This is a genomic window from Streptomyces sp. NPDC091281, from assembly GCF_044757425.1.
In the GTDB taxonomy this organism is placed as follows: Bacteria; Actinomycetota; Actinomycetes; order Streptomycetales; family Streptomycetaceae; genus Streptomyces.
Window position 1 is genome coordinate 391,248 of the sequence record NZ_JBIVUY010000005.1, and the last position, 23,563, is coordinate 414,810.

Sequence of the window (23,563 nt, forward strand, 5' to 3'; positions counted from 1 at the left end):
ACAACGGTGTTCAGTGCCGCGTTGCCGGATACCCCCCACCCGTAGTTCACTGAGGTCCCGAGCGGATCACAGGAGGCGTCTGTCATGGGGGCTGGGCACGACCACGGGCACGGGCACACGCACGCGCCGACCACCGGTACGGCCGCGTCGGCCTACCGGGGCCGGTTGCGGGTCGCGCTGTCGATCACCCTCGCCGTGATGGTGGTCGAGATCGTCGGCGGGCTGCTGGCGGACTCGCTGGCGCTGATCGCGGACGCGGCCCACATGGCGACCGACGCGCTCGGCCTCGGCATGGCGCTGCTCGCGATCCACTTCGCGGGCCGCCCGGCGACCGGCAACCGCACCTTCGGCTACGCCCGCGCCGAGATCCTGGCCGCGCTCGCCAACTGCCTGCTGCTGCTCGGCGTCGGCGGATACGTCCTCTACGAGGCGGTGCAGCGGTTCGTCGACCCGGCGCCCACCGAGGGCGGGCTGATGATCGTGTTCGGCGCGATCGGCCTGGTGGCGAACATGGTCTCGCTCACCCTGCTGGTGCGCGGCCAGGCGGAGAGCCTGAACGTGCGCGGCGCGTTCCTGGAGGTCGCCGCGGACGCGCTGGGCTCGGTCGCGGTGATCGTGTCGGCGGTCGTCATCCTGGCGACCGGCTGGCAGGCGGCCGACCCGATCGCCTCGCTGGTCATCGGGCTGATGATCGTGCCGCGCACGGTGAAGCTGCTGCGCGAGACGCTGGACGTGCTGCTGGAGTCCGCGCCGAAGGGCGTCGACATGGCGGAGGTGCGGTCGCACATCCTCGCCCTGGACGGCGTGGTGGACGTGCACGACCTGCACGCCTGGACGATCACCTCGGGGATGCCGGTGCTGTCGGCGCACGTGGTGGTGGTCCCGGAGGCGCTGGACGCGATCGGCCACGAGAAGATGCTGCACGAGCTGCAGGGCTGCCTGGGCGACCACTTCGACGTGGACCACTGCACGTTCCAGCTGGAGCCGGGCGGCCACGCGGCGCACGAGGAACGCCTCTGCCACTGAGGGACGGGCCCCCGCACCCGGAGCACCCGGAATCCCCTCGTACATCCGTTCGGTGAGGTTCCGGATCGGCGGTGCCGGGCAAGATCACCCACCGAGCCCCGGCTTCCGGCGCCCCACCGGGCGGCGGTCACCGTCGCGCCGTACGCCGGACATGCGGCCGTTCGCGCGGAAGTGCCGGGAGAGCCGTGACGGTACGGCAGACTGGGGGCGCGAGCACCGATGTTAAGGATGGGTATGCCGATCACACCTGCCACCGCGACGACCGGCTCGTCGAACGCCACCGCGGACGCGATTCTGCTGGAACTCGTCGACGAGGACGGCCTGACCATCGGCACCGCGGAGAAGCTCGCGGCGCACCAGCCGCCGGGACAGCTGCACCGGGCGTTCTCGGTGTTCCTCTTCGACGAGCAGGGCCGGCTGCTGCTCCAGCAGCGGGCGCTCGGCAAGTACCACTCCCCCGGTGTCTGGTCCAACACCTGCTGCGGCCACCCGTACCCGGGCGAGGCGCCCTTCGCGGCGGCGGCGCGGCGGACCTTCGAGGAGCTGGGGGTATCCCCGTCCCTGCTGGCGGAGGCGGGCACCGTCCGCTACAACCACCCGGACCCGGACTCCGGTCTGGTGGAGCAGGAGTACAACCACCTGTACGTCGGGATGGTGCAGTCCCCGCTGCTGCCCGACCCGGAGGAGGTCGGCGACACGGCCTTCGTGACACCCGCCGAGCTGGCGGAGCGGCACGCGAAGGACGTGTTCTCCTCCTGGTTCATGACAGTGCTGGACGCGGCCCGACCGGCGGTCAGGGAGCTGACGGGCCCGTCGGCGGGCTGGTGATCCGGGCCGCGTCCGCGGGCGTGAGCGGCAGGGCGGCCCAGATCACCTTGCCGCCGCCCGCCGTGTGCTCGACGTCGCACATGCCGCCCGCCTCCCGGGTGATCTCCCGGACCAGGAGCAGGCCCCGGCCGCCGGTGCGGCCGTGGTCGGCCTCCAGGGCGGTGGGCCGGTAGGGGTGGTTGTCCTCCACCGCCACCCGCACCCACTGCGCCCCGACCGCGACCTCCACCCCGACCACGGGCGACAGCAGCGCCGCGTGCCGGACGGCGTTGGTCACCAGCTCGGACACGATCAGCAGGAGCCCCTGGACCACGTCGTCCGAGGCCGGCACGCCCTGCCGGTGCAGCAGGTCCCGCACGGCGTGCCGGGCCTGCGGGACCGAGGCGTCCGCGGCGGGCGCGGTGAACCTCCACACCCCCTCGTAGCTCAGGGCCCGCGGCCCTCTGTTGCCGGGCGGGTCCTCCGGCGTCCCTACGGGCACGCCCGCGTCGCCCTCCGCCCGTGACCCGGGGCCTCCCCCGTGGTTCTCCATCGTCCGGTCGCCACCCTTGCGCTCGATTGTCACCACACGTCGAGTGTTGGTAACGCGGCGCTTTTCCCCGAAGACCTGAACAGAAGTCAGCCGATATCGCGCACTTCCGACCGGGAGACGGCGCTTCCAGAGGCGGAACGGACCGTTTCTGTCGCGCCGGTGCCGTCTTCGGGGACTCTTCGGGTGGTACGGGTTTGCCGGAGCGGTCGGCCGGTTTCACCGGGGGCCGGTGAGACGGATTGCTCACAGTGGGGCCCGCCGCGCGGCCGTGTTTCACCGCCTTTGCCCGCGATGAGGCGGCCTCCGGGCCGACGGGGCAGGTCACGCGGGTGGACCGGCGGCTAGCATCCGGCGCATGGAGCCCGAACTTCTGCTCGGGGTCACCGACGCGGTGGCCACCGTCGTACTGCACCATCCGGCCAAGCGCAACGCCATGACCGAGGCGATGTGGCGGGGCCTGCCCCCGCTGCTGGAGAAGCTGGCCGCCGACCCGGGCGTACGGGTCCTGGTGCTGTCCGGTGCGGGCGGCACCTTCTGCGCGGGCGCCGACATCTCCACGCTCCAGGGGTCGGCGCAGGAGGCGCAGGAGCTGGCCGTGCGCGCCGAGGAAGCGCTCGCCGCGTTCCCGAAGCCGACCCTGGCCGCGGTGAAGGGGCACTGCGTGGGCGGCGGCGCCCAGCTCGCGGCCGCCTGCGACCTGCGGTTCGCCGAGGAGGGCGCGCAGTTCGGGGTGACCCCGGCGAAGCTCGGCATCGTCTACCCGTCCTCCGCCACCCGTCGCCTGGTGGCTCTGGTGGGGCCCGCCGCCGCCAAGTTCCTGCTGTTCTCCGGCGAACTGATCGACACCGGGCGGGCGCTGCGCACCGGCTTCGTCGACGAGGTGCTGCCCGCGGGTGAACTCGACGCACGCGTCGAGGAGTTCACCCGCGTCCTGGTCGGGCGCTCCCAGCTCACCCAGGCCGCCGCGAAGGAGTTCGCCGACGGCCGCACCGACCGCGACGCGCACTGGGCGGCGCAGGCCCGCGCGGCCGGGGACACCGCGGAGGGCGTCGCCGCGTTCCTGGAGCGCCGCGAACCCCGCTTCACCTGGAACCTGCCCGGCTGACCCGCGGCCCGGCACCGGACCGGCCGGGCGCGCGGGGCATGCACGGCCGTTCACGAGGTACCCGGAGACTCCCGGCCGGTGCGGCCGGGAGACGAGAGGAGACCCCCGTGTTCCGTGCCATCGCAGACGTGCTGCGGCAGATCGGCGGCGCCATCGCCACCGTGGTGACCCTCCCCTTCCGGGCCCTCGCCCGGCTCTTCGGCGGCGCCTCGTCCTCGACCCGGCGCAGCGGCGCCTGACCCCGCCGCGCGGGTCCGGCCCGGTGCCCGGCGCGCGGCCCGCCGCACCCGCGCCCCGGTCCCCGGATGTCGGTCCCGCCTGCCACAATTGCCGCGCAACCTCAGTGGAGAAGGCGGTACGGGAATCGTGACGACACCCGGGTCAGACGGAACAGGCTCGATCGAGGGCAGGATCGCCGGAGAACTCGGCGTACGGGAGCGGCAGGTGCGGGCGGCCGTGGAGCTGCTCGACGGCGGCTCGACGGTGCCCTTCATCGCGCGCTACCGCAAGGAAGCGACCGAGATGCTCGACGACGCGCAACTGCGCACGGTCGAGGAGCGGCTGCGCTACCTGCGGGAGCTGGAGGAGCGGCGGGCGTCGATCCTGGAGTCGGTGCGCGAGCAGGGCAAGCTCACCGACGAGCTGGAGGCGAGCATCCGGGCCGCCGAGACGAAGGCCCGCCTGGAGGACATCTACCTGCCGTTCAAGCCGAAGCGGCGCACGAAGGCGCAGATCGCGCGCGAGGCCGGTCTGGAGCCGCTCGCCGAGGGCCTGCTCGCCGACCCGGGCGTGGAACCCCTCGCCGCGGCGGCGGCGTTCGTCGACGCCGACAAGGGCGTCGCGGACCCGCAGGCCGCACTCGACGGGGCGCGGGCGATCCTCACCGAGCGGTTCTCCGAGGACGCCGACCTGATCGGCGAGCTGCGCGAGCGGATGTGGACGCGCGGGCGGCTGGCGGCGACGGTGCGCGAGGGCAAGGAGGAGGCGGGCGCCAAGTTCGCCGACTACTTCGACTTCACCGAGCCGTTCACGGCGCTGCCCTCGCACCGGATCCTGGCGATGCTGCGCGGCGAGAAGGAGGACGTCCTCGACCTCGTCCTGGAGCCGGAGGAGCCGACCGACGGGCCGTCGTCGTACGAGGGGATCGTCGCGGGCCGGTTCGGGGTCGCCGACCGGGGGCGGCCCGGCGACAAGTGGCTGAAGGACACGGTCCGCTGGGCGTGGCGCACCCGCATCCTGGTGCACCTCGGCATCGACCTGCGGCTGCGGCTGCGGACGGCCGCCGAGGACGAGGCGGTCGACGTGTTCGCGGCGAACCTGCGCGACCTGCTGCTCGCCGCCCCCGCCGGGACCCGCGCGACGCTCGGCCTCGACCCCGGTTTCCGGACCGGCGTGAAGGTCGCCGTGGTCGACGCCACCGGCAAGGTCGTCGCCACCGACGTCATCCACCCGCACGTCCCGGCCAACCGCTGGGACGAGGCGATCGCGAAGCTGGCCCGGCTGGCGCGGGAGCACACGGTCGACCTGGTCGCGATCGGCAACGGCACCGCGTCCCGCGAGACCGACAAGCTCGCCGGTGAACTCATCACCAGGCACCCGGAGTTGAACCTCACCAAGGTGATGGTGTCGGAGGCGGGCGCCTCGGTGTACTCGGCGTCGGCGTTCGCCTCGCAGGAGCTGCCCGACATGGACGTGTCGCTGCGCGGCGCGGTGTCGATCGCCCGGCGGCTCCAGGACCCGCTGGCCGAGCTGGTGAAGATCGACCCGAAGTCGATCGGCGTCGGCCAGTACCAGCACGACCTGTCCGAGGTGAAGCTGTCCCGCTCGCTGGACGCGGTCGTCGAGGACTGTGTGAACGGCGTCGGGGTCGACGTGAACACGGCGTCCGCGCCGCTGCTGGCCCGGGTCTCCGGCATCACCTCGGGCCTCGCGGAGAACATCGTGGCGCACCGCGACGCCAACGGCCCCTTCACCTCCCGCACCGACCTGAAGAAGGTGGCCCGGCTCGGCCCGAAGGCGTACGAGCAGTGCGCGGGCTTCCTGCGCATCCGGGGCGGCAGCGACCCGCTGGACGCGTCCAGCGTGCACCCGGAGGCCTATCCGGTGGTGCGGCGGATGGTGAAGTCCTCGGGGCAGGACGTGGCCGCGCTGATCGGGAACACGGGCGTGCTGCGGTCGCTGCGGCCGGACGCGTTCGTGGACGAGAAGTTCGGTCTGCCGACCGTGACCGACATCCTCAAGGAGCTGGAGAAGCCGGGCCGCGACCCGCGCCCGGCCTTCAAGACGGCCACTTTCAAGGAGGGCGTGGAGAAGATCGGCGACCTGGCGTCCGGGATGGTCCTGGAGGGCGTGGTGACCAATGTGGCCGCGTTCGGCGCCTTCGTGGACGTCGGCGTCCACCAGGACGGTCTGGTGCACGTCTCCGCGATGTCGCGGACGTTCGTCAAGGACCCGCGTGAGGTGGTCAAGCCGGGCGACATCGTCAAGGTGAAGGTCCTCGACGTGGACATCCCGCGCAAGCGGATCTCGCTGACGCTCCGCCTGGACGACGAGGCCGCGCCGAAGGACGGCCCGGCGGGTGAGGGCCGTGCGCAGCGCGGCGGCGGGCGTCCGCCGCAGCAGCGGCAGCAGGACGGCGGCCGCCGGGGCGGCGGCGGTGGCGGCCAGCGCGGTGGCGGCGGTCAGCGGGGCGGTTCCGGTGGGCGGCAGGCGCCCGCGCCCGGGAACAGCGCCATGGCCGACGCGCTGCGCCGGGCGGGCCTGGTGGACCCGAAGGGCAAGCGCTAGCGGTCGTACGGCAAGGGCCCGGCCCCCCGCGTGAGGGGGGCCGGGCCCTTGCCCTTGCCCTATAGCGCCCGGAACGGTGTCAGCCTTCGGTGACCTTGCCGTCGGCGACCTCCAGGCGACGGGTCACGTGGACCGCGTCCAGCATGCGGCGGTCGTGGGTGACCAGCAGGAGGGTGCCCTCGTAGGCGTCGAGGGCGGACTCCAGCTGTTCGATCGCGGGCAGGTCGAGATGGTTGGTCGGCTCGTCCAGGACGAGCAGGTTGACGCCCCGGCCCTGGAGCAGGGCGAGGGCGGCGCGGGTGCGTTCACCGGGCGACAGGGTGGCGGCCGGGCGCAGCACGTGGTCCGCCTTGAGGCCGAACTTGGCCAGCAGGGTGCGGACGTCGGCCGGTTCGGTGTCGGGGACGGCCGCGCAGAACGCGTCGAGGAGCGTCTCGGTGCCGTGGAACAGCAGGCGGGCCTGGTCGACCTCGCCGACCAGGACGCCCGAGCCGAGGGCGGCGTGCCCGGCGTCCAGCGGGACGCGGCCGAGGAGGGCGCCGAGCAGGGTGGACTTGCCGGCGCCGTTGGCTCCGGTGACGGCGACCCGGTCGGCCCAGTCGATCTGGAGGGTGACCGGGCCGAGGCGGAAGCCGTCGCGGTGGACCTCGGCGTCGCGCAGGGCGGCCACGACGGCGCCGGAGCGCGGGGCGGCGGCGATCTCCATCCGCAGCTCCCACTCCTTGCGGGGCTCCTCGACGACGTCCAGCCGTTCGATCATGCGCTGGGTCTGGCGGGCCTTGGCGGCCTGCTTCTCACTGGCCTCGCTGCGGAACTTGCGGCCGATCTTGTCGTTGTCGTTGCCCGCCTTGCGGCGCGCGTTCTTCACGCCCTTGTCCATCCAGGACCGCTGGGTCTGGGCCCGCTCCTGGAGCGCGGCCCGCTTGTCGGCGTACTCGTCGTAGTCCTCGCGGGCGTGACGCCGGGCCGTGTCGCGTTCCTCCAGGTAGGCGTCGTAGCCGCCGCCGTAGAGGTTGATGCGGTTCTGGGCGAGGTCGAGTTCGAGGACCTTGGTGACGGTGCGGGTGAGGAACTCGCGGTCGTGGCTGACGACGACGGTGCCCGCGCGCAGGCCGGTCACGAAGCGTTCGAGGCGCTCCAGGCCGTCGAGGTCGAGGTCGTTGGTGGGCTCGTCGAGGAGGAAGACGTCGTAGCGGGAGAGCAGCAGGGAGGCGAGGCCCGCGCGGGCGGCCTGGCCGCCGGAGAGCGAGGTCATCGGCTGGTCGAGGCCGACGCCGAGGCCGAGGGAGGCGGTGACCTCCTCGGCGCGCTCGTCGAGGTCCGCGCCGCCGAGGTCGAGCCAGCGCTCCAGGCTGACGGAGTACGCGTCGTCGGCGCCGGGCGCCCCGTCGACGAGGGCCTGGGTGGCCTCGTCCATGGTGCGCTGGGCGTCGGCGACGCCGGTCCGGCGGGCGAGGAAGTCCCGGACGCTCTCGCCGGGGCGGCGCTCGGGCTCCTGGGGCAGGTGGCCGACGGTCGCGGTCGGCGGGGAGAGCCGCAGTTCGCCCTGCTCGGGGGCGGTGAGCCCGGCGAGCAGGCGCAGCAGCGTGGACTTGCCCGCGCCGTTGGCTCCGACCAGCCCGATCACGTCTCCGGGGGCGACCACGAGGTCGAGCCCGGAGAAGAGGGAGCGGTCGCCGTGCCCGGCGGCGAGGTTCTTGGCGACGAGGGTGGCAGTCATCAGACATCAGATCCTAGAACCTGCGCGGGGCGCCCGGTGCGGGGGCCGGTCCGGGGGCTGCCGGGGTGCGGGGGCGGTCGGTTACCGTCCGGACGTGGACATCCAGGGCGTGGACAGGCGGACGGACGGCCGACCCGGCGACGGGACCCAGGGCGGGACCGGTGGGGCCGGCGGTGAGGTCGTGGTGGTCGGCGGCGGGGTCGTCGGGCTGACGACGGCGGTGGTGCTCGCGGAGCGCGGGCGGCGGGTGCGGGTGTGGACACGGGACCCCGTCGAGCGGACCACGTCGGCGGTGGCGGGGGCGCTGTGGTGGCCGTACCACATCGAGCCGATGGCACGGGCCCGCGTCTGGGCGCTGCGCTCGCTGGAGGTGTACGAGGAGCTGGCCGCGCGGCCCGCGGAGACCGGGGTGCGGCTGGTCGGCGGGGTGATGGGCGAGACGGCCCCCGAGGACGTCGCCCACTGGGCTGCGGGGCGGGTGCCGGGACTGCGCCGGTCCACGGCCGAGGAGTACCCGGCCGGGACGGGTGTGTGGGCGCGGCTGCCGCTGATCGACATGGCGGCGCACCTGCCGTGGCTGGTGGAGCGGCTGCGGCGGGCGGGCGGCACGGTCGAGGAGCGGACCGTGTCCGACCTGGCGGACGTCCCCGCGCCGGTGGTCGTCCACTGTGCGGGGCTGGGCGCGCGGGAGCTGGTCGCAAACGACTCGATCCGGCCGGTGCGGGGGCAGTTGGTGGTCGTGGAGAACCCGGGCGTGCGTTCGTGGACGGTCTCCACGGCCCCGGACGGGACGATGGCGTACCTGTTCCCGCAGCCGGGGCGGCTGCTGCTGGGCGGGACGGCCGAGGACGACGCCTGGTCGCTGGAGCCGGACCCGGCGGTGGCGGCGGCGATCGTGGCGCGCTGCGCGGCGCTGCGGCCGGAGGTGGCGGGCGCGCGGGTCCTCGACCACCGGGTGGGCCTGCGGCCGGTACGGCCCGCGGTGCGGATCGAGCGGGAGGTCCGGCCGGACGGGCGGGTGGTGGTGCACCACTACGGGCACGGCGGGGCCGGGGTGACGGTGGCGTGGGGCTGCGCGGAGGAGGCGGCGGCGCTGGTGGAGCCCGCCGCCTCCTGACGGCACGGTCCGATCCGGTCCGGTCCGATGGGATCTGATCTGATCCGGTCAGGGCACGCGGTGTGCGGTGTGCGGGCCGGTGAGGCCGGGCGGTACGGCGGTGTCACGGTCCGCCGGGCCCGTACGGACGCCCCGGTCGCCGCGGGTGGCGGCGGCGAAGGCGCTCGGGCCGCCGACGAACGGGACGCGGGCCGAGGTGCGGGCCAGGTCCAGGGTGAGGGTGGGGGTGTCGGCGGGCGGGTCGATCAGGCCGCTGTCGGTGCCCGCCACGACGAGGGCCAGCCGGTGTCCGGCGGGGACGACGTGGTCGGTGGCGGTCAGGTCGAGGGTGATCCGGTAGGCGCGGCCCGGGGTGAGCGGGACGCCCTTGCCGGGGTCGGCGTACGTGCCGAGGTCGGCCCAGCCGCGGCTGACCACGGTGTGGCCGACCTGTGCGGTACGTGCCTTCGTCTCCCGGAAGCAGGCGCTGTCGCCCGGCGTGCTCTCGCCCCAGCAGGTGCGGTCGGTGAGGGTGGTGATGCCCTCGCCGCTCGCCGCGTAGTCGCGGATCGTGTCGGGGCCGAGGGCGACGAGGACGGCGCTCAGGTGGGCGGTCGGGGTGCTGGGGGTGACGGTCACGGTGACCTCGGAGGAACCGGCCAGCCGCAGGTCGCGGGTGAGGGGCGCGGTGGTGAAACCGGCCTTGTCGGGGGTGGTGGTGTCGATCGCGGCGGCCCAGGCGTCCTCGTCGTGCCGGGGGTCGTCGGTGAAGGTCTCGGTGCCGCGGCCGGGGCGCGTGCCGAGGGTGCCGACGCCGGGGAGGGCACCGGAGGCGGGGCGCAGCGTGGTGGTCCGGGTGTGCTTCGGGGGCCAGGCCGTGGAGGTGACCCACTGGTCGGGGGCGCGTTCGACGTCGGCGACCGGTTCGCGGTCGACGCCGTTGTCGTAGCCGAGGAGTTCGTGGTCGAACCAGCGGTGCAGGGTGCGGACCCAGTCGGCGCGGCGGAAGTCGAAGGGATCGACGTGACCGGTCTGGGAGAGCCAGATCTTGCGCTCGACGCCGGCCCGGCCGAGGGCGTCCCACCAGGGGCCGAGGTGCGAGGTGCGGACGTTGAGGTCCTGGAGCCCGTGCACGACGAAGACGCTGGCGCGCACCTTGTGGGCGTTCTTGACGTAGTCGCGTTCGGCCCAGAGGGCGGTGCGGTCGCCGGTACGCGGGGCGCCGTCGACGAGGCGCTGCTGCACGGCGGCGCAGCGGGCGCGGGCCTCGGGGCTGTCGACGTAGTCGGAGAGCCAGTCGGGGCCGGAGTCGTAGAGGGGGGCGCCCTGGCTGAAGTAGTAGTCGTACCAGGAGGAGATGGCGCTGATCGGGACGATGGTGCGCAGGCCCTCGACGCCGGTCGCGGCGACGCCGTTGGCGATGGTGCCGTCCCAGCTCTTGCCGATCATGCCGGCGCGGCCGTTCGTCCAGTCCGCGCGGGCCGTGGTGGTGCCGGTGCGGGTGGTGTACGCGGTGGCGCGGCCGTTGAGCCAGTCGACGACGGCCTTCGCGGACCGGACGTCGGAGCGGCCGCCGACGTCGACGCAGCCGTCGGAGCGGTTGGTGCCCGCCAGGTCGACGGCGACGAAGGCGTAGCCGCGCGGCACGAAGTAGTTGTCGTAGTAGAGGGGCGCCTGGACGAGGCGGCCGTCGGCGTCGTAGGTCTTCTTCTGGCTGTCGTTGCCGCGTCCGCAGCAGGAGTAGTAGGGGCTGGCGTCCATGATGACGGGCACCTTGCGGCCCCGGGCGGCGGGTTCGCGGGGGCGGACGATGTCCACGGCGATGCGGTCGGTGCGGCCGTCCCCGTCGCCGTCGAGCCGGGTGTCCACCCAGACGGCCTCGCGGACGGCATCGGCGTAGGAGTAGACGGGTCTGCTCTCGCGCGGACCGGCGTGCGCCGCTGCCGGGGTGAGGAGGGCGGCCACCAGGGCGGTGAGGAGGACGGTCGCGAGCGGTCTCCAGGTCGTGAAGCGCGTGCGTGTCGGCATGCGCGGGACGGTACAGCGGTCAACTCCCGTACAGAAGAGGGCCTGTGGGGGTTCAGGGGGTGCGGTGGGCGGCGGCCGGGGCGGGGCCGGATCAGGTCCGTGGGGATGTTTCGGTCGTGACGGCCGAATGGCGATCGTGTGACGGCCGTGGCGCGGGGCAGGTCCTGGGACACGGGAACTGCCTAGGCTCCGAACAGACCTCCTGCCCCCACGACTTGGAGTTCCAGTGCATCGCAGAATCATCGCGCCGGGCGCGCTCGCCGCCGCCACCGTCCTGCTGGCGATCCCGGCCTCCGCCGCGAGCGGCTCCCCCGGCGCGCCGGGGATCGGCGACCCCTACTACCCGGCGTACGGCAACGGCGGCTACGACGTCTCCCACTACGACCTGCGGCTCAAGTACCAGCCAGCCACGGACGAGTTGGAGGGGACGGCGACGATCCTCGCGCGGACCACCGCCGACCTGACCCGGTTCGACCTCGACTTCCTGCTCGACGTGAGCGAGGTCCGCGTCAACGGGGTGAAGGCCTCTTTCGCCGCGACCGGCGAGCACGAGCTGGAGATCACGCCGCGCAGCCCCCTCGCGAAGGGCACGGCGGTCACCGTCGTCGTGCGCTACCGGGACGTGCCGTCCACCAAGAAGGCGTACGGCTTCACGAGTTGGCACCGCACCCCGGACGGCGGGGTCGGCGCCAACGAGCCCGAGGCGGCGTGGTGGTGGTTCCCCAGCAACGACCACCCGCTGGACAAGGCCACCTACGACGTGTCCGTGCAGGTGCCCGACGGGACCCAGGCCATCTCCAACGGCACGCTCCAGTCGACGAGTTCGAAGGCCGGGTGGACGCGGTACAGCTGGCGGTCCGCGAAGCCCCAGGCGACCTATCTGGCCACCCTCGCCGTCGGCCGCTTCGACGTCACCACCGGGACGACCGAGAGCGGCATCCCCGTCGTCAACGCCTACAGCAAGGACCTGGGCGCGAACGGGGCGGCGGCGCGGGCGAGCGTCGAGCGGACCGGGGAGATCGCGGACTGGCTCACCGGGTACTTCGGCCCCTACCCCTTCGACTCGCTCGGCGGCTACGTCCCGAACACGGACACCGGGTACGCGCTGGAGACCCAGACCCGGCCCTTCTACAGCCCCCGGCAGTTCGCGAGCGGCTCCAACACGTCCGTCGTCGTGCACGAGCTGGCCCACCAGTGGTACGGCGACTCGGTGTCCGTCGCCGGATGGAAGGACATCTGGATCAACGAGGGCTTCGCACGGTACGCGCAGTGGCTGTGGTCCGAGTCGGAGGGAGAGGGGACGGCGCGCGAACTCGCGGACTACGTGTACGCCACGCACCCCGCCGACGATCCGTTCTGGACGGTCGCGCCCGGCGATCCCGGGCCGGAGAACCAGTTCGACCTCGCCGTGTACGACCGGGGGGCGCTGGCCCTCCAGGCGCTGCGGGAGGAGTTCGGGGACAAGGCGTTCTTCGCGGTGCTGAAGGGGTGGCCGCGGGAGCACGCCTACGGCAACGCGACGGTCGCCGACTTCCGGCGGTACGCGGAGGGGGTGTCCGGGGTGTCGCTCGGGGCGCTCTTCGAGACGTGGCTGTACCGGCCGGCCAAGCCGGGGGGCTCCGCAGGGGGGCGGGTGGCTCGGTCGGCGCAGGCCCTGCGGGTGGCTGAGCCGGAGTCTTGGCGGGCCATCGTGGCGACGAATGGGGTGCACGACCACTGAGGTGGGGGGTGTGGGGGGGTGCGGGTCCGTTGTGGCTGGTCGCGCAGTTCCCCGCGCCCCCCTCCGGGGGTTGGGTGCTTGTCGGGTGCGGGTCCGTCGTGGCTCGTCGCGCAGTTCCCCGCGCCCCTGAGGGGGTGTGCCTTAGCTGGGTTCGATTGTGCTGTGGGGGCCGTGGGCGTGCGCGGTTCCCCGCGCCCCTGGGGGGGTGGGCTTCTCGGGTTTCCTGCGGTTGGTGGGGCGGTGATACTGCTGCGTATGAGTGGGGAGAGCGGGGAGTCGGGGCTCACGGTGGATGAGTTGGCCGGGCGGGCGGGGCTCACTGTGCGGACCGTGCGGTTCTACGGGGCCAAGGGGCTGCTGCCGCCGCCGGAGATCGGGGCGCGCCGGGTGGGGCGTTACGGGCCGGAGCATCTCGGGCGGCTCGCGTTGATCGAGGAGCTGCGGGGGCAGGGGCTGACGCTGGCGGCGATCGGGCGGTACCTGGAGCGGCTGCCGCCGGGGCTGGACGCCCGCGACCTGGCCGTGCACCGGGCCGTCGTGGCGTCCTGGGCGCCGGACGCCGTGGAGACCGTCGACCGCGCCGAACTGGCCCGCCGCGCGGGACGGACGCTCACCGAGGACGACGTACGGCGGCTGACCGCCATGGGGGTCGTCGCCCCGGACGGCGACGCGGCGGACGCGGTGCGGGTCGACACCGGGCTGCTGCGGCTCGGCGTACGGCTGCTGGACGTGCCGCTGTCGCAGGAGTCGATCCTGGCGGCCCGTACGGTCCTGCTGGACCACGCGCGGGCCGCCGCGCACGACCTGTCGCGGCTGCTGCGCGAGGAGGTCCCGGAGGCCGACGCGGGCGCGGTGCGGTCGCTGTCGGCGCACATGCAGCCGCTGGTGGTGCAGGCGCTGCTCACGGCGTTCCAGCGGTCGCTGACCGAGGAGGTCCGGGAGTGGATCGGGGAGCCGTCCGAAGACGGCTCCCCGTGACGTCCCGCAGCCCGCGGGGGCCGGTCAGCGGCCGTCGGTGAAGGTCTCGCCCTTCTCCGCCTTCGCCACCAGCAGCGCGGGCGGGGTGAAGCGGTCGCCGTAGCGCTCGGCGAGTTCGCGGGCGCGGGCCACGAAGCCGGGCAGGCCGCCGTCGTAGCCGTTGACGTACTGGAGGACGCCGCCGGTCCAGCCGGGGAAGCCGATGCCGAAGAGGGAGCCGATGTTGGCGTCGGCGACCGAGGTCAGGACGCCCTCCTCGACGAGGCGGACGGTGTCGAGGGCCTCGGAGAACAGCATGCGTTCCTGCATGTCCCGGAACGGGATCTCGGCGCCCGGCCGGGTGAAGTGCTCGCGCAGGCCCGGCCAGAGGCCCGCGCGCTTGCCGTCGACATAGTCGTAGAAGCCCTTGCCGCCGCTGCGGCCGGGCCGGTCGAACTCGTCGACCATGCGGTCCACGACGGCCTCGGCGGGGTGGACCTGCCAGGTGCCGCCCGCCTCCTCGACGGCCCGCTTCGACTCGGCGCGGATCTTGCGGGGCAGGGTGAGGGTCAGCTCGTCCATGAGGGAGAGCACCTTGGCGGGGTAGCCCGCCTGGGCGGCGGCCTGTTCGACGGAGGCGGGCTCGATGCCCTCGCCGACCATGGCGACGCCCTCGTTGATGAAGTGGCCGATCACGCGGGAGGTGAAGAAGCCGCGCGAGTCGTTGACGACGATCGGCGTCTTCTTGATCTGGCGGACCAGGTCGAAGGCGCGCGCCAGGGCCTCGTCGCCGGTGCGCTCGCCCTTGATGATCTCGACGAGCGGCATCTTGTCGACGGGTGAGAAGAAGTGCAGGCCGATGAAGTCGTCCTGCCGTTCCACGCCCTCGGCGAGGGCGGTGATGGGCAGGGTGGAGGTGTTGGAGCAGAGCAGGGCGTCCGGCTCCACGACGTGCTGGATCTCCTGGAAGACCTTGTGCTTGAGCGAGGTGTCCTCGAAGACGGCCTCGATGACGGCGTCGCAGCCCGCGAGGTCCTGCGGGTCGGCGGTCGGGGTGATGCGCGCGAGGAGGGCGTCCGCCTGCTCCTGGGTGCTGCGGCCCCGGGCGACGGCCTTGGCGCACAGCCGCTCCGAGTACGCCTTGCCCTGGAGGGCCGCTTCGAGGGAGACGTCCTTGAGGACGACGTCGATCCCGGCGCGCGCGCACGAGTAGGCGATGCCCGCGCCCATCATCCCCGCGCCGAGCACGGCGGCCCGCCGCACCTGGCGCGGCTCGACGCCGCGGGGGCGGCTGGCGCCGGAGTTGACGGCCTGGAGGTCGAAGAAGAACGCCTGGATCATGTTCTTCGAGGTCTGCCCGGCGGCCAGTTCGACGAAGTAGCGGGCCTCGATGACCTGCGCGGTCTCGAAGTCGACCTGGGAGCCCTCGACGGCGGCGGCGAGGATGTTGCGCGGGGCCGGGTAGGGGGCGCCGCCGGTCTGCTTGCGCAGGTTGGCGGGGAAGGCGGGCAGGTTGGCGGCGAACTTGGGGTGGGCGGGGGTGCCGCCGGGGATGCGGTAGCCGGGCACGTCCCAGGGCTGCCGGGACTCGGGGTGGGCGTCCACGAAGGCTCGTGCCTTCGCGAGCAGGTCCTCGGGGCTGTCGGCGACCTCGTGGACGAGGCCGTTCTCCAGGGCGCGGCGCGGGCTGTACTGGGTGCCCTGGAGCAGCACCTTCAGCAGGGCGTCGGCGATGCCGAGGAGGCGGACGGTGCGGACGACCCCGCCGCCGCCGGGGAGGAGGCCGAGGGTGACCTCGGGGAGGCCGATCTTGGAGCCGGGGGCGTCGAGGGCGACACGGTGGTGGCAGGCGAGGGCGAGTTCGTAACCGCCGCCGAGGGCTGCGCCGTTGATGGCGGCGACGACGGGCTTGCCGAGGGTCTCGATGCGGCGCAGGTTCCGCTTGATCTCCAGGCCGCCGTCGAGGGCCTCCTGGGCGGTGGCGGGGGTGACGCGGATGAGGTCGCGCAGGTCGCCGCCCGCGAAGAAGGTCTTCTTCGCGGAGGTGATGATGACGCCCCGGACGGTGTCCTTCTCGGCCTCCAGGCGGTCGGTGACCGCGGCGAGGGAGGCGCGGAAGGCCGCGTTCATGGTGTTGGCGGACTGGTCGGGGTCGTCCAGGACGAGGGTGACGAGGCCGGTGCGGTCCTGTTCCCAGCGGATGGTGGTGCTCTGTGTCATGACAGGGTCTCCGGTGAAGTGGTGGGGTTCCGCGGGGAGTTCAGACGCGTTCGACGATGGTGGCGATGCCCATGCCGCCGCCGACGCACAGGGTGGCGAGGCCGTAGCGCTTGTCCTGGCGTTCCAGTTCGTCGACGAGGGTGCCGAGGATCATCGCGCCGGTCGCGCCGAGCGGGTGGCCGAGGGCGATGGCGCCGCCGTTGACGTTGACCTTGTCGAGGGAGAGACCCAGGTCCTTGGCGAAGCGCAGCACGACGGCGGCGAACGCCTCGTTGATCTCGACCAGGTCGATGTCGTCGATGGTGAGTCCGGCCTTGGCGAGCGCCTTGCGGCTGGCCGGGGCGGGGCCGGTGAGCATGATGGTGGGCTCGGAGCCGGAGACGGCGGCGGAGACGATCCGGGCGCGCGGGGTGAGGCCGTACCGCTCGCCGACCTCGCGGGAGCCGATGGCGACGAGCGAGGCGCCGTCGACGATGCCGGAGGAGTTGCCCGCGTGGTGGACGTGGTCGATCTTCTCCACCCAGTGGTACTTCTGGAGCGCGACCGCGTCGAAGCCGCCCAGGTCGCCGATGTCGGCGAACGACGGCTTCAGCCGGGCGAGGGAGTCGGCGGTGGTGCCGGGGCGGGGGTGCTCGTCGTGGTCGAGGACGACCAGGCCGGTGCGGTCCTTGACGGGGACGACGGAGCGGGCGAAGCGGCCGTCCTTGAGGGCGGTGGCGGCCCGCTCCTGGGAGAGCGCCGCGTACTCGTCGACGTCGCGGCGGGAGAAGCCCTCGAGGGTGGCGATGAGGTCGGCGCCGATGCCCTGCGGCACGAAGTTGACCGCCAGGTTGGTCATCGGGTCGTTGAACCAGGCGCCGCCGTCGGAGCCCATCGGGACCCGCGACATCGACTCGACGCCGCCCGCGAGGACGAGGTCCTCCCAGCCCGAACGGACCTTCACCGCGGCCAGGTTGACGGCCTCCAGGCCCGAGGCGCAGAAGCGGTTCTCCTGGACGCCCGCGACGGTGTCCGGGAGTCCGGCGGCGATCGCGGAGATACGGGCGATGTCGGAGCCCTGGTCGCCGACGGGGCCCACGACGCCGAGCACGATGTCGTCGATCGCGGCCGGGTCCAGGCCGGGGAAGCGGTCGCGCAGCTCGTGGATGAGGCCCACGACCAGGTCGACCGGCTTGGTGCCGTGCAGGGCTCCATCGGCCTTGCCGCGCCCGCGCGGGGTGCGGATCGCGTCGTAGACGTACGCTTCGGTGCTCACGGGGAGGCCTTTCGGTGCGGGTCGGGGAGCGGAGGGTCTTCGGGGGCGCCGCCCGGCCCCGCCGGGTCGGTGAGGGCGGGGACGTCCCAGTCGCGGGCCACGTCGGCGGTGTGGGCGCCCGGCAGGGCGGGTCCGGCGCGCAGGACGGCGGGCGTCGCGGAGAAGCGGGGCGCGGGGGCGGGCTGGGTGAGGCCGCCGTGGTCGGTGAAGGTGCCGCGCGCGGCGAGGTGCGGGTGGTGCGGGGCCTCGCGCAGCGACAGCACGGGCGCCACGCAGGCGTCGGAGTCCGCGAAGACGGCCGTCCACTCGGCGCGGGTACGGGTGCGGAAGCGGGCGGCGACGGCGGCGCGCAGGGCGTCCCAGCGGGCGGGGTCGCGGCGGGCGTCGCGGAAGTCGTCGGGGCGGGCGGGGCCGTCGGGGCGGGCGGAGCCTGCGGGGCCGCGTGGTCCGGCGGGGGCGGCGGGCGCATCGGTCGCGGCCGGGTCGTCGGAGGGCTCGTTACCGTCGGACGTCCCGGTGCCGTCGAGGCCGAGGAGGCGCAGGAACTCGGCGTAGAACTGGGGTTCCAGCGCGCCGACGGCCATGTGCAGGCCGTCGGAGGTGGCGTAGGTGCCGTAGTAGGGGCAGCCGCCGTCGAGGAGGTTGGCGCCCCGGCGGTCCTGCCAGGCGCCCGCGGCGACCATGCCGTGGATCATCGTGGCCAGGTGGGCGGCGCCGTCCACGATCGCGGCGTCGACGACCTGGCCGGTGCCGGTGGCGCGCGCGTGGTGCAGGGCGGCGAGCACGCCGACGACGAGGTAGAGGGAGCCGCCCGCGTAGTCCCCGAGGAGGTTGGCGGGGACGGCCGGGGGCCCGTCGGGGGCGCCGATCATGCCGAGGGTGCCGGTGAGGGCGAGGTAGGAGATGTCGTGGCCCGCGCGGGCGGCGAGCGGACCGTCCTGGCCCCAGCCGGTCATCCGGCCGTAGACCAGCCGGGCGTTATGGGCGTGGCACTGCTGCGGGCCGACACCGAGGCGTTCGGCGACGCCGGGGCGGTAGCCCTCGATCAGGACGTCGGCGCGGGCGGCCAGGTCGAGGACGCGGGCGGGGCCGTCCGGGGCCTTGAGGTCGACGACCACCGAGCGCTTGTTGCGGTTGGCGAGGTCGTACGCCGGGTCGATCGCCAGCACGGGGCGGCCGGGCCGGTCGACGCGGACGACGTCGGCGCCGAGGTCGGCGAGGAGCATCGCGGCGAACGGGCCGGGGCCGATACCGGCCAGTTCGACCACGCGCACACCGGCGAGCGGACCGGGGCCGGTCGGCCCCGCGCGGCCCGGTCCCGCCGTGTGTGCCGTCGTCATCCGGCCCCCTCGCTGTGACACAACCGATGTGACACCAGTGATGCTAAGAACGGGATCTCCCCCGCACAAGACTGGACGAGCAAGCGCTTAGAAACCAGTGTAGGTCCAGCCCGCGTCCGGTTCGGCGACCAGCCGCTCGGGCGCGATCGCGCGGTAGCTCTCCTCGACCCGGTCGCACAGCAGCTCCGCCGCCGGGGCGCCGTCCCGGACGCCGAGGAAGACGTAGACCTTTCCGTTGACCTTGGCGACGGACTCGCCCCACGGGAACTCCTCGGCGGCGCCGGGCAGCGCGAGGGCGAACTCGCGCGTTTTCTCCCGCTTCCCCAGCGCGTTCCTGTCCACGGTCACCGGCCGCCTCCGGGCTCGTCGTCGGGCTCCGTCCTCCTCACGCTAGCCTCAGCCACCGACAGCGGCGCGTGAGCGACGGCCGGACCACCAGACGACCGGATCGACAAGGGGTGTCATGAGCAGGCCGAAAAACACGGACCGTCCCTACGACGTCGTCCTCTTCGGGGCGACGGGCTTCGTGGGCGCGCTCACGGCCGAGTACCTCGCGGCCCACGCGCCCGAGGACCTGCGCTGGGCGATCGCGGGGCGCGACGAGATCCGCCTGCGGCGGCTGCGCGACCGGCTCGCCGCCCGCGTGGAGCCCGGGGTGCTGCGCGCGGACGTCGCCGACCCGGCCTCGCTGCGCGCGCTGGCCCGCCAGGCGCGCGTGGTGGCCACGACGGTCGGGCCGTACGTCGAGTACGGCGACGACCTGGTGGCCGCCTGCGCGGACGCGGGCACCGACTACCTGGACCTCACGGGCGAGCCGGAGTTCGTGGATCTGACGTACGTGCGGCACGACTCGCGCGCGCGGGAGACGGGCGCGCGTCTGCTGCACGCGTGCGGCTTCGACTCGGTCCCGCACGACCTGGGCGCGTACTTCACGGTCCGGCAGCTGCCGGAGGGGGTGCCGCTGACCGTGGACGGCCATGTCAGCGTCGACGCCAGGTTCTCGGGAGGGACGTTCGCGTCCGCGCTGGGTCAGTTCGCGCGGCGGAAGCAGATGGCGGATGCCGCGCGCGAGCGCCGCCGCCACGAACCGCGTCTGCTGGGCCGCCGGGTCACCACGCGGCTCGGGACGCCCCGCTTCGCGGGCGAGGTCGGCGCGTGGGCGCTGCCCCTGCCGACGATCGACGCGCAGGTGGTCGGCCGTTCCGCGCGGGCCCTGGAGCGCTACGGCCCCGACTTCCGCTACCGCCACTACGCGGCCGTACGACGGCTGCCGGTCGCCGTGGGCGGGACGGCCGCGGCGGGCGCCCTGTACGCCGCCGCGCAGGTCCCGGCGCTCCGGCGGCGGCTGTCGGACCGGCTCAAGCCGGGCGAGGGGCCGAGCGCGGAGAAGCGGGCGCGCAGCTGGTTCTCGGTGCGGTTCGTCGGCGAGGGCGGTGGCCGCCGGGTGTTCACGGAGGTCGCGGGCGGCGATCCGGGCTACGGCGAGACGGCGAAGATGCTCGCCGAGGCGGCACTGGCGCTGGCCCTCGACCCGCTGCCGGAGACCGCCGGGCAGGTCACGACGGCGGTGGCCATGGGCGACGCGCTCACCGCGCGGCTCGGCGCCGCCGGGATCGGATTCCGGGTCGCGGCGATCCGCTGACCCGGCCCCAGGACCCGGCCCTCGGCCCCTTATCCCCCCGGTCTCCCGGCGTCCCGGCCGGCCTCCCGGTGATCCTTCCGAGGCCCTACAGGGGCCACACCACCAGCGTGTAGACCATGCCGACGACCCAGCCCGCCCCGGCCAGCACGGCGAGCACGAGCCCGGCGCCGACCGGGCCGCCGACCGGGCGCCCGTCGGGGCGGCCCACCAGGTGCTCGGCGGGGCGCCGGGGGCCGCGGTCGGCGGCACGGTCGGGGTGGGCGTGGAGCTGCGGGGCACGGCGCGTGGTCATACCGTCAGCTTTTCGTCCCGGCCGGGTCCGGCACATCCGTACAGATACTCACGCGTGCGCCGCGGTACTCACCCCGTGCGCCCGAGCCCACGCCGATCTGTGATTTGAGACTTTCCGGAGCCGCCACCCGCTCCTCGCCCGCCATTCCCGGCTCATCGTCCGTCCAAGTGCCAAGAAGGACTTCAATGAAACGATGGAAGGACGCGAGCGGAGAGAGGTGAGCGACGTGAAGTTCGTTCTCGAAGTCGCCCTGGACGAAGGGGCGTCGGCCGAGGACCGGGCCCGTGAACTGGGGCGCGTCCTGCGGTACTGGGGCGGTAACCTGGGCCACTACGCCCTGGAGCCGGGGGACGGGTCGGAGGTCTACGACTCGGGGTACCGCGAGGTCGGCCGGTGGGACGTGGTCGCCTCCTGAAGCGCCGCCCGGCACAGCGCGTCCGCCCGCCGGGTCGACTCCGGCAGGCGGAACTCCGGGGCCAGGGCGAGGGTGTGCGCGCAGGCGTTGTCCAGGCTCACCCGGTGGCCGACGCTCACGAACACGGGCTTGACGCCCGTCCGGGTGCGCAGGGCCCGCCCGACCTCCTCGCCGTCGGCGAGCAGCGGGGCGGCCGAGCCGCGGGCGGCGCCGGGATCGTCGTACACGAAGGTGAACGGGTTCTTCGCGACGCCGACGGTGGGGAGTCCGGTGAGGACGCCGAGGTGGCTGGCCAGGCCGAGCCGGCGCGGGTGCGCGCGGCCGTAACCGTCGCAGACGACCAGGCCGGGCGGGCCGGGCAGCGCCTCCAGGGCGGCGAGCACGGCCGGGATCTCCCGGAAGGCGAGCAGTCCGGGCACGTACGGGAAGGGGACCCGGCCGACGGCGGTGGCGGCGGCGACCACGGTGAGCGTGGCCGCGTCGAGGGTGACGGCCGCCGCCGCGACGACGTCGCGCACGTCGTCGTAGGCGACGTCGACGCCGGTCACCCGGCCGGTGCCGGGCGGCGGGCCCGGCTCGTCGAGGACGACGCGGGCGCGCAGCGCGTCCTGGACGGCGCGGGCCGCGTCCTCGGTGGCGGGCCAGTCGGCGGGTACGGGAACGTCCCGTACGGCCGCCACCAAGGCCGCGGACGTCCCGGTGGTCCCGGTGGTCCCGGTCGTCGCGGTGGGCCCGGACGGGCCGGTGGGCTGAGGAGTCTCGCTGGTTGTCATGGTGGGGACGAGCGTACGGGCCCGCCCACCGGGATCAGTTCTTCTTGTCGTCGAGCGCGCGCTGCAACTGGCTCTTGTTCATGTCCGAGCGGCCGTGGATGCCACGCCGCTTGGCCTCGGCGTAGAGCTGGTCGTACGTGGGCCCCTGGGCGCCCTGGTGGGACCGCAGCCCGCCCCGCCTGCCGGACGAGATGTCGTCGAGGGAGGACCGGGACGCGGTCCTGGACTCGCCCGCCCTGGCGCGTTCCTTGTTGACGGTGCGCGCGGCGATCTCCTCGGCGCGCTCCGTGCTCTCCCCCCGGTCCTGCGCGCTCTTCTTGATGTGTTCGTACTGGCGTTCCCGCTTGGGGCTGGAACCGCTGGGCATGGTGGGGCTCCTTCCGTGTCGGCAGCGGTTCGGGTACCCCGGAACGCCCCGTCTCTCCCGGAGCGGGACGGTTCAGTGCTCCAGGCGGGCCGCCCGGCCCTGTTCGCCGGAGGCCCAGCAGGCGCCGTCGCGCGCGCAGTCCACGGTGTCGTACGAGCCGGTGTCGACGGTGCGCCAGGTGCGGCCCGCGTCCTTGGTGAGGTCGGTGCCGGTGGGGCCGACCGCGAGGGCCGCGGCGCGGCTGTGCGGCAGCCAGGCGACGCCGGAGCGGTAGGCGGGCGGGGGCGTGGCGGCGGCCCGCCAGGAGCGGCCCCCGTCGGTGGTGCGGGCGGCGGCCCGCGGGGAGGGCTGGTCGGCGCGGTAGTCGCCGCCGACGGCGAGGCCGTGCGCGCGGTCCCGGAAGGCGAGGCCGAAGACGCCGCGCGCGGGGTCACCGGCCGGGATCGGGGCGCCGGTGACGGTCCAGGTGCGGCCCCGGTCGGCGGAGTGCAGCACGCGCGCGTGGTCCGCGCCGCCCGTGGCGATCCACGCGTCGCGCGCGCCGGACGTCACCAGGCACTGGCCGCTCGCCGCGAACCCCGCCTCGCCGGGCAGCGCGGCCGGCATGCCGGTGTCCGGGAGGACCCGCCACGACCGGCCGCCGTCGGCGGTGGACAGGACGCGGAACCTGCCGTCGACGGGGTCGCTCATCGCCAGGCCGTGGCGGCGGTCGAAGAAGGCCAGGCAGTCGTAGAAGGCGCGCGGGTCGGTGTTGCGGAAGGACTCCGTCCAGGTCGTGCCGCCGTCGTCGGTGCGGTAGACGCGGGACGCCTCGCCCTCCCCGATGGCCAGGACGACCGCCCGCCGCGCGTCGAACGCCTCGACGTCCCGGAACTCCAGCCCCTCGGCGCCGGGCGGCGACACGGTCCGCCAGCGCCGTCCGCCGTCGGTGGTGCGCAGCACGGTGCCGCGGCTCCCGGCGAGCCAGGCCGTGTCCCGGTCGACGGCGGCGAGACCGCGGAAGCGGACGGTGGGGACGCCGGTGTCCTTGAGCGCCCAGCGGGCCCGCTCGTGGCCCCGGCCGGTCCCGGGGGCGGCCGTACGCGCGTCAGCGGCCGTGGCCCCGTACGGCGCGGTCGCCGCGCCCGGTCGGCCGGAGGGCGCCGTCGCCGGTCCCGCCTGCGCGGGGGCGGCGGTGAGGGCCGCGAGAGCCGCCGCGCAGACCGCCGCCACCAGGGCCGTCCGCCCGGCACGGGCCGCCCGCACGGCGCCCCGGTCCTGTCCCGCCCGCCCCGGATGCCCCGCCCGCACCACACCTCCCATGAATCCCGTACGTCCCGTACGTCCCGCTCGATCCGTCCGTCCCGTGCGCCGCGTCTTCCCCAAGGGCCTCATGGCGGGCGAAGCTAGCCCACGGTCCCGGTGGCGTCCAGACGGCCCGGACGACGCCGACCGCCCCGACCGCCGCACGGGACACGGCG

21 protein-coding genes are annotated in these 23,563 nt (G+C 74.3%); 10 read left to right on the forward strand and 11 right to left on the reverse strand.

What is annotated here, in order from left to right; genetic code table 11:
* Nucleotides 1–84 precede the first annotated feature (84 nt).
* Nucleotides 85–1,026, forward strand: a complete 942-nt coding sequence (locus ACIQPQ_RS16245) for a cation diffusion facilitator family transporter (protein ID WP_401304240.1) — start codon at nucleotides 85–87, stop codon at nucleotides 1,024–1,026.
* A 234-nt stretch (nucleotides 1,027–1,260) separates the two neighbouring features.
* Nucleotides 1,261–1,854, forward strand: a complete 594-nt coding sequence (idi, locus tag ACIQPQ_RS16250; protein ID WP_401304242.1) for an isopentenyl-diphosphate Delta-isomerase — start codon at nucleotides 1,261–1,263, stop codon at nucleotides 1,852–1,854.
* Here idi and ACIQPQ_RS16255 read toward each other — a convergent pair.
* Entirely contained in the window at nucleotides 1,820–2,386 is a 567-nt protein-coding gene (locus tag ACIQPQ_RS16255) for an ATP-binding protein (RefSeq protein ID WP_401304539.1), read from the reverse strand. The genes idi and ACIQPQ_RS16255 overlap by 35 nt on opposite strands.
* A 355-nt stretch (nucleotides 2,387–2,741) precedes the next feature.
* Here ACIQPQ_RS16255 and ACIQPQ_RS16260 point away from each other — a divergent pair, with 355 nt between their 5' ends.
* From ACIQPQ_RS16260 to ACIQPQ_RS16270, 3 genes are all read left to right on the forward strand, one after another.
* Complete coding sequence (locus ACIQPQ_RS16260) at nucleotides 2,742–3,491, forward strand: enoyl-CoA hydratase/isomerase family protein (protein WP_401304245.1); 750 nt, start codon at nucleotides 2,742–2,744, stop codon at nucleotides 3,489–3,491.
* Nucleotides 3,492–3,598: 107 nt separating this feature from the next.
* Nucleotides 3,599–3,730: an LPFR motif small protein gene (locus ACIQPQ_RS16265; protein ID WP_383766717.1), complete on the forward strand. Its 132-nt coding sequence runs from the start codon at nucleotides 3,599–3,601 to the stop codon at nucleotides 3,728–3,730.
* Nucleotides 3,731–3,857: 127 nt separating this feature from the next.
* Nucleotides 3,858–6,278 (forward strand): Tex family protein, encoded by a 2,421-nt coding sequence (locus tag ACIQPQ_RS16270; RefSeq protein ID WP_401304247.1) that lies wholly within the window; start codon nucleotides 3,858–3,860, stop codon nucleotides 6,276–6,278.
* A 79-nt stretch (nucleotides 6,279–6,357) separates the two neighbouring features.
* Here ACIQPQ_RS16270 and ACIQPQ_RS16275 read toward each other — a convergent pair whose 3' ends face one another.
* Entirely contained in the window at nucleotides 6,358–7,998 is a 1,641-nt protein-coding gene (locus tag ACIQPQ_RS16275; RefSeq protein WP_401304249.1) for an ABC-F family ATP-binding cassette domain-containing protein, read from the reverse strand.
* Between the two features lie 181 nt (nucleotides 7,999–8,179).
* Between ACIQPQ_RS16275 and ACIQPQ_RS16280 the strand changes: the two genes are divergently transcribed.
* Nucleotides 8,180–9,115 (forward strand): FAD-dependent oxidoreductase, encoded by a 936-nt coding sequence (locus ACIQPQ_RS16280; RefSeq protein ID WP_401304542.1) that lies wholly within the window; start codon nucleotides 8,180–8,182, stop codon nucleotides 9,113–9,115.
* A gap of 48 nt (nucleotides 9,116–9,163) precedes the next feature.
* Here the strand turns inward: ACIQPQ_RS16280 and ACIQPQ_RS16285 are convergent, their stop codons facing one another.
* Complete coding sequence (locus tag ACIQPQ_RS16285) at nucleotides 9,164–11,122, reverse strand: Xaa-Pro dipeptidyl-peptidase (protein ID WP_401304252.1); 1,959 nt, start codon at nucleotides 11,120–11,122, stop codon at nucleotides 9,164–9,166.
* A gap of 226 nt (nucleotides 11,123–11,348) precedes the next feature.
* Between ACIQPQ_RS16285 and ACIQPQ_RS16290 the strand changes: the two genes are divergently transcribed.
* Nucleotides 11,349–12,842 (forward strand): M1 family metallopeptidase, encoded by a 1,494-nt coding sequence (locus ACIQPQ_RS16290; protein ID WP_401304255.1) that lies wholly within the window; start codon nucleotides 11,349–11,351, stop codon nucleotides 12,840–12,842.
* 255 nt (nucleotides 12,843–13,097) lie between these two features.
* Nucleotides 13,098–13,820, forward strand: a complete 723-nt coding sequence (locus ACIQPQ_RS16295) for a MerR family transcriptional regulator (protein WP_401304257.1) — start codon at nucleotides 13,098–13,100, stop codon at nucleotides 13,818–13,820.
* A 24-nt stretch (nucleotides 13,821–13,844) separates the two neighbouring features.
* Here the strand turns inward: ACIQPQ_RS16295 and ACIQPQ_RS16300 are convergent, their stop codons facing one another.
* The 4 genes from ACIQPQ_RS16300 to ACIQPQ_RS16315 all read right to left on the reverse strand — a co-directional run bounded on the left by ACIQPQ_RS16300 (nucleotide 13,845) and on the right by ACIQPQ_RS16315 (nucleotide 18,962).
* Entirely contained in the window at nucleotides 13,845–16,019 is a 2,175-nt protein-coding gene (locus ACIQPQ_RS16300) for a 3-hydroxyacyl-CoA dehydrogenase NAD-binding domain-containing protein (protein ID WP_401304260.1), read from the reverse strand.
* Between the two features lie 40 nt (nucleotides 16,020–16,059).
* Nucleotides 16,060–17,274, reverse strand: a complete 1,215-nt coding sequence (locus ACIQPQ_RS16305) for an acetyl-CoA C-acetyltransferase (RefSeq protein ID WP_401304262.1) — start codon at nucleotides 17,272–17,274, stop codon at nucleotides 16,060–16,062.
* Nucleotides 17,271–18,614: a CaiB/BaiF CoA transferase family protein gene (locus ACIQPQ_RS16310; protein ID WP_401304265.1), complete on the reverse strand. Its 1,344-nt coding sequence runs from the start codon at nucleotides 18,612–18,614 to the stop codon at nucleotides 17,271–17,273. The genes ACIQPQ_RS16305 and ACIQPQ_RS16310 overlap by 4 nt, the downstream gene beginning before the upstream one ends.
* 87 nt (nucleotides 18,615–18,701) lie before the next feature.
* Nucleotides 18,702–18,962, reverse strand: a complete 261-nt coding sequence (locus tag ACIQPQ_RS16315) for a hypothetical protein (protein ID WP_401304267.1) — start codon at nucleotides 18,960–18,962, stop codon at nucleotides 18,702–18,704.
* A gap of 115 nt (nucleotides 18,963–19,077) precedes the next feature.
* Between ACIQPQ_RS16315 and ACIQPQ_RS16320 the strand changes: the two genes are divergently transcribed.
* Nucleotides 19,078–20,256 (forward strand): saccharopine dehydrogenase family protein, encoded by a 1,179-nt coding sequence (locus tag ACIQPQ_RS16320; RefSeq protein WP_401304270.1) that lies wholly within the window; start codon nucleotides 19,078–19,080, stop codon nucleotides 20,254–20,256.
* Nucleotides 20,257–20,341: 85 nt separating this feature from the next.
* On the opposite strand, the gene mmpA is transcribed toward ACIQPQ_RS16320, so the two are convergent.
* Complete coding sequence (gene mmpA, locus ACIQPQ_RS16325; protein WP_401304273.1) at nucleotides 20,342–20,548, reverse strand: morphogenic membrane protein MmpA; 207 nt, start codon at nucleotides 20,546–20,548, stop codon at nucleotides 20,342–20,344.
* 226 nt (nucleotides 20,549–20,774) lie between these two features.
* Between mmpA and ACIQPQ_RS16330 the strand changes: the two genes are divergently transcribed.
* Nucleotides 20,775–20,963, forward strand: coding sequence for a hypothetical protein (locus ACIQPQ_RS16330; RefSeq protein ID WP_383766754.1), 189 nt, complete (start codon nucleotides 20,775–20,777; stop codon nucleotides 20,961–20,963).
* Here ACIQPQ_RS16330 and ACIQPQ_RS16335 read toward each other — a convergent pair.
* From ACIQPQ_RS16335 to ACIQPQ_RS16345, 3 genes are all read right to left on the reverse strand, one after another.
* On the reverse strand, nucleotides 20,912–21,736 hold the full coding sequence (locus ACIQPQ_RS16335) for an endonuclease V (RefSeq protein ID WP_401304275.1): 825 nt from the start codon (nucleotides 21,734–21,736) through the stop codon (nucleotides 20,912–20,914). The two genes, ACIQPQ_RS16330 and ACIQPQ_RS16335, sit on opposite strands and share 52 nt — an antisense overlap.
* 34 nt (nucleotides 21,737–21,770) lie before the next feature.
* A complete protein-coding gene (locus ACIQPQ_RS16340) occupies nucleotides 21,771–22,103 on the reverse strand; it encodes a plasmid stabilization protein (protein WP_401304277.1) in 333 nt (110 codons plus the stop codon).
* A 72-nt stretch (nucleotides 22,104–22,175) separates the two neighbouring features.
* Nucleotides 22,176–23,348, reverse strand: a complete 1,173-nt coding sequence (locus tag ACIQPQ_RS16345; RefSeq protein ID WP_401304279.1) for a WD40/YVTN/BNR-like repeat-containing protein — start codon at nucleotides 23,346–23,348, stop codon at nucleotides 22,176–22,178.
* Between the last annotated feature and the right edge of the window lie 215 nt (nucleotides 23,349–23,563).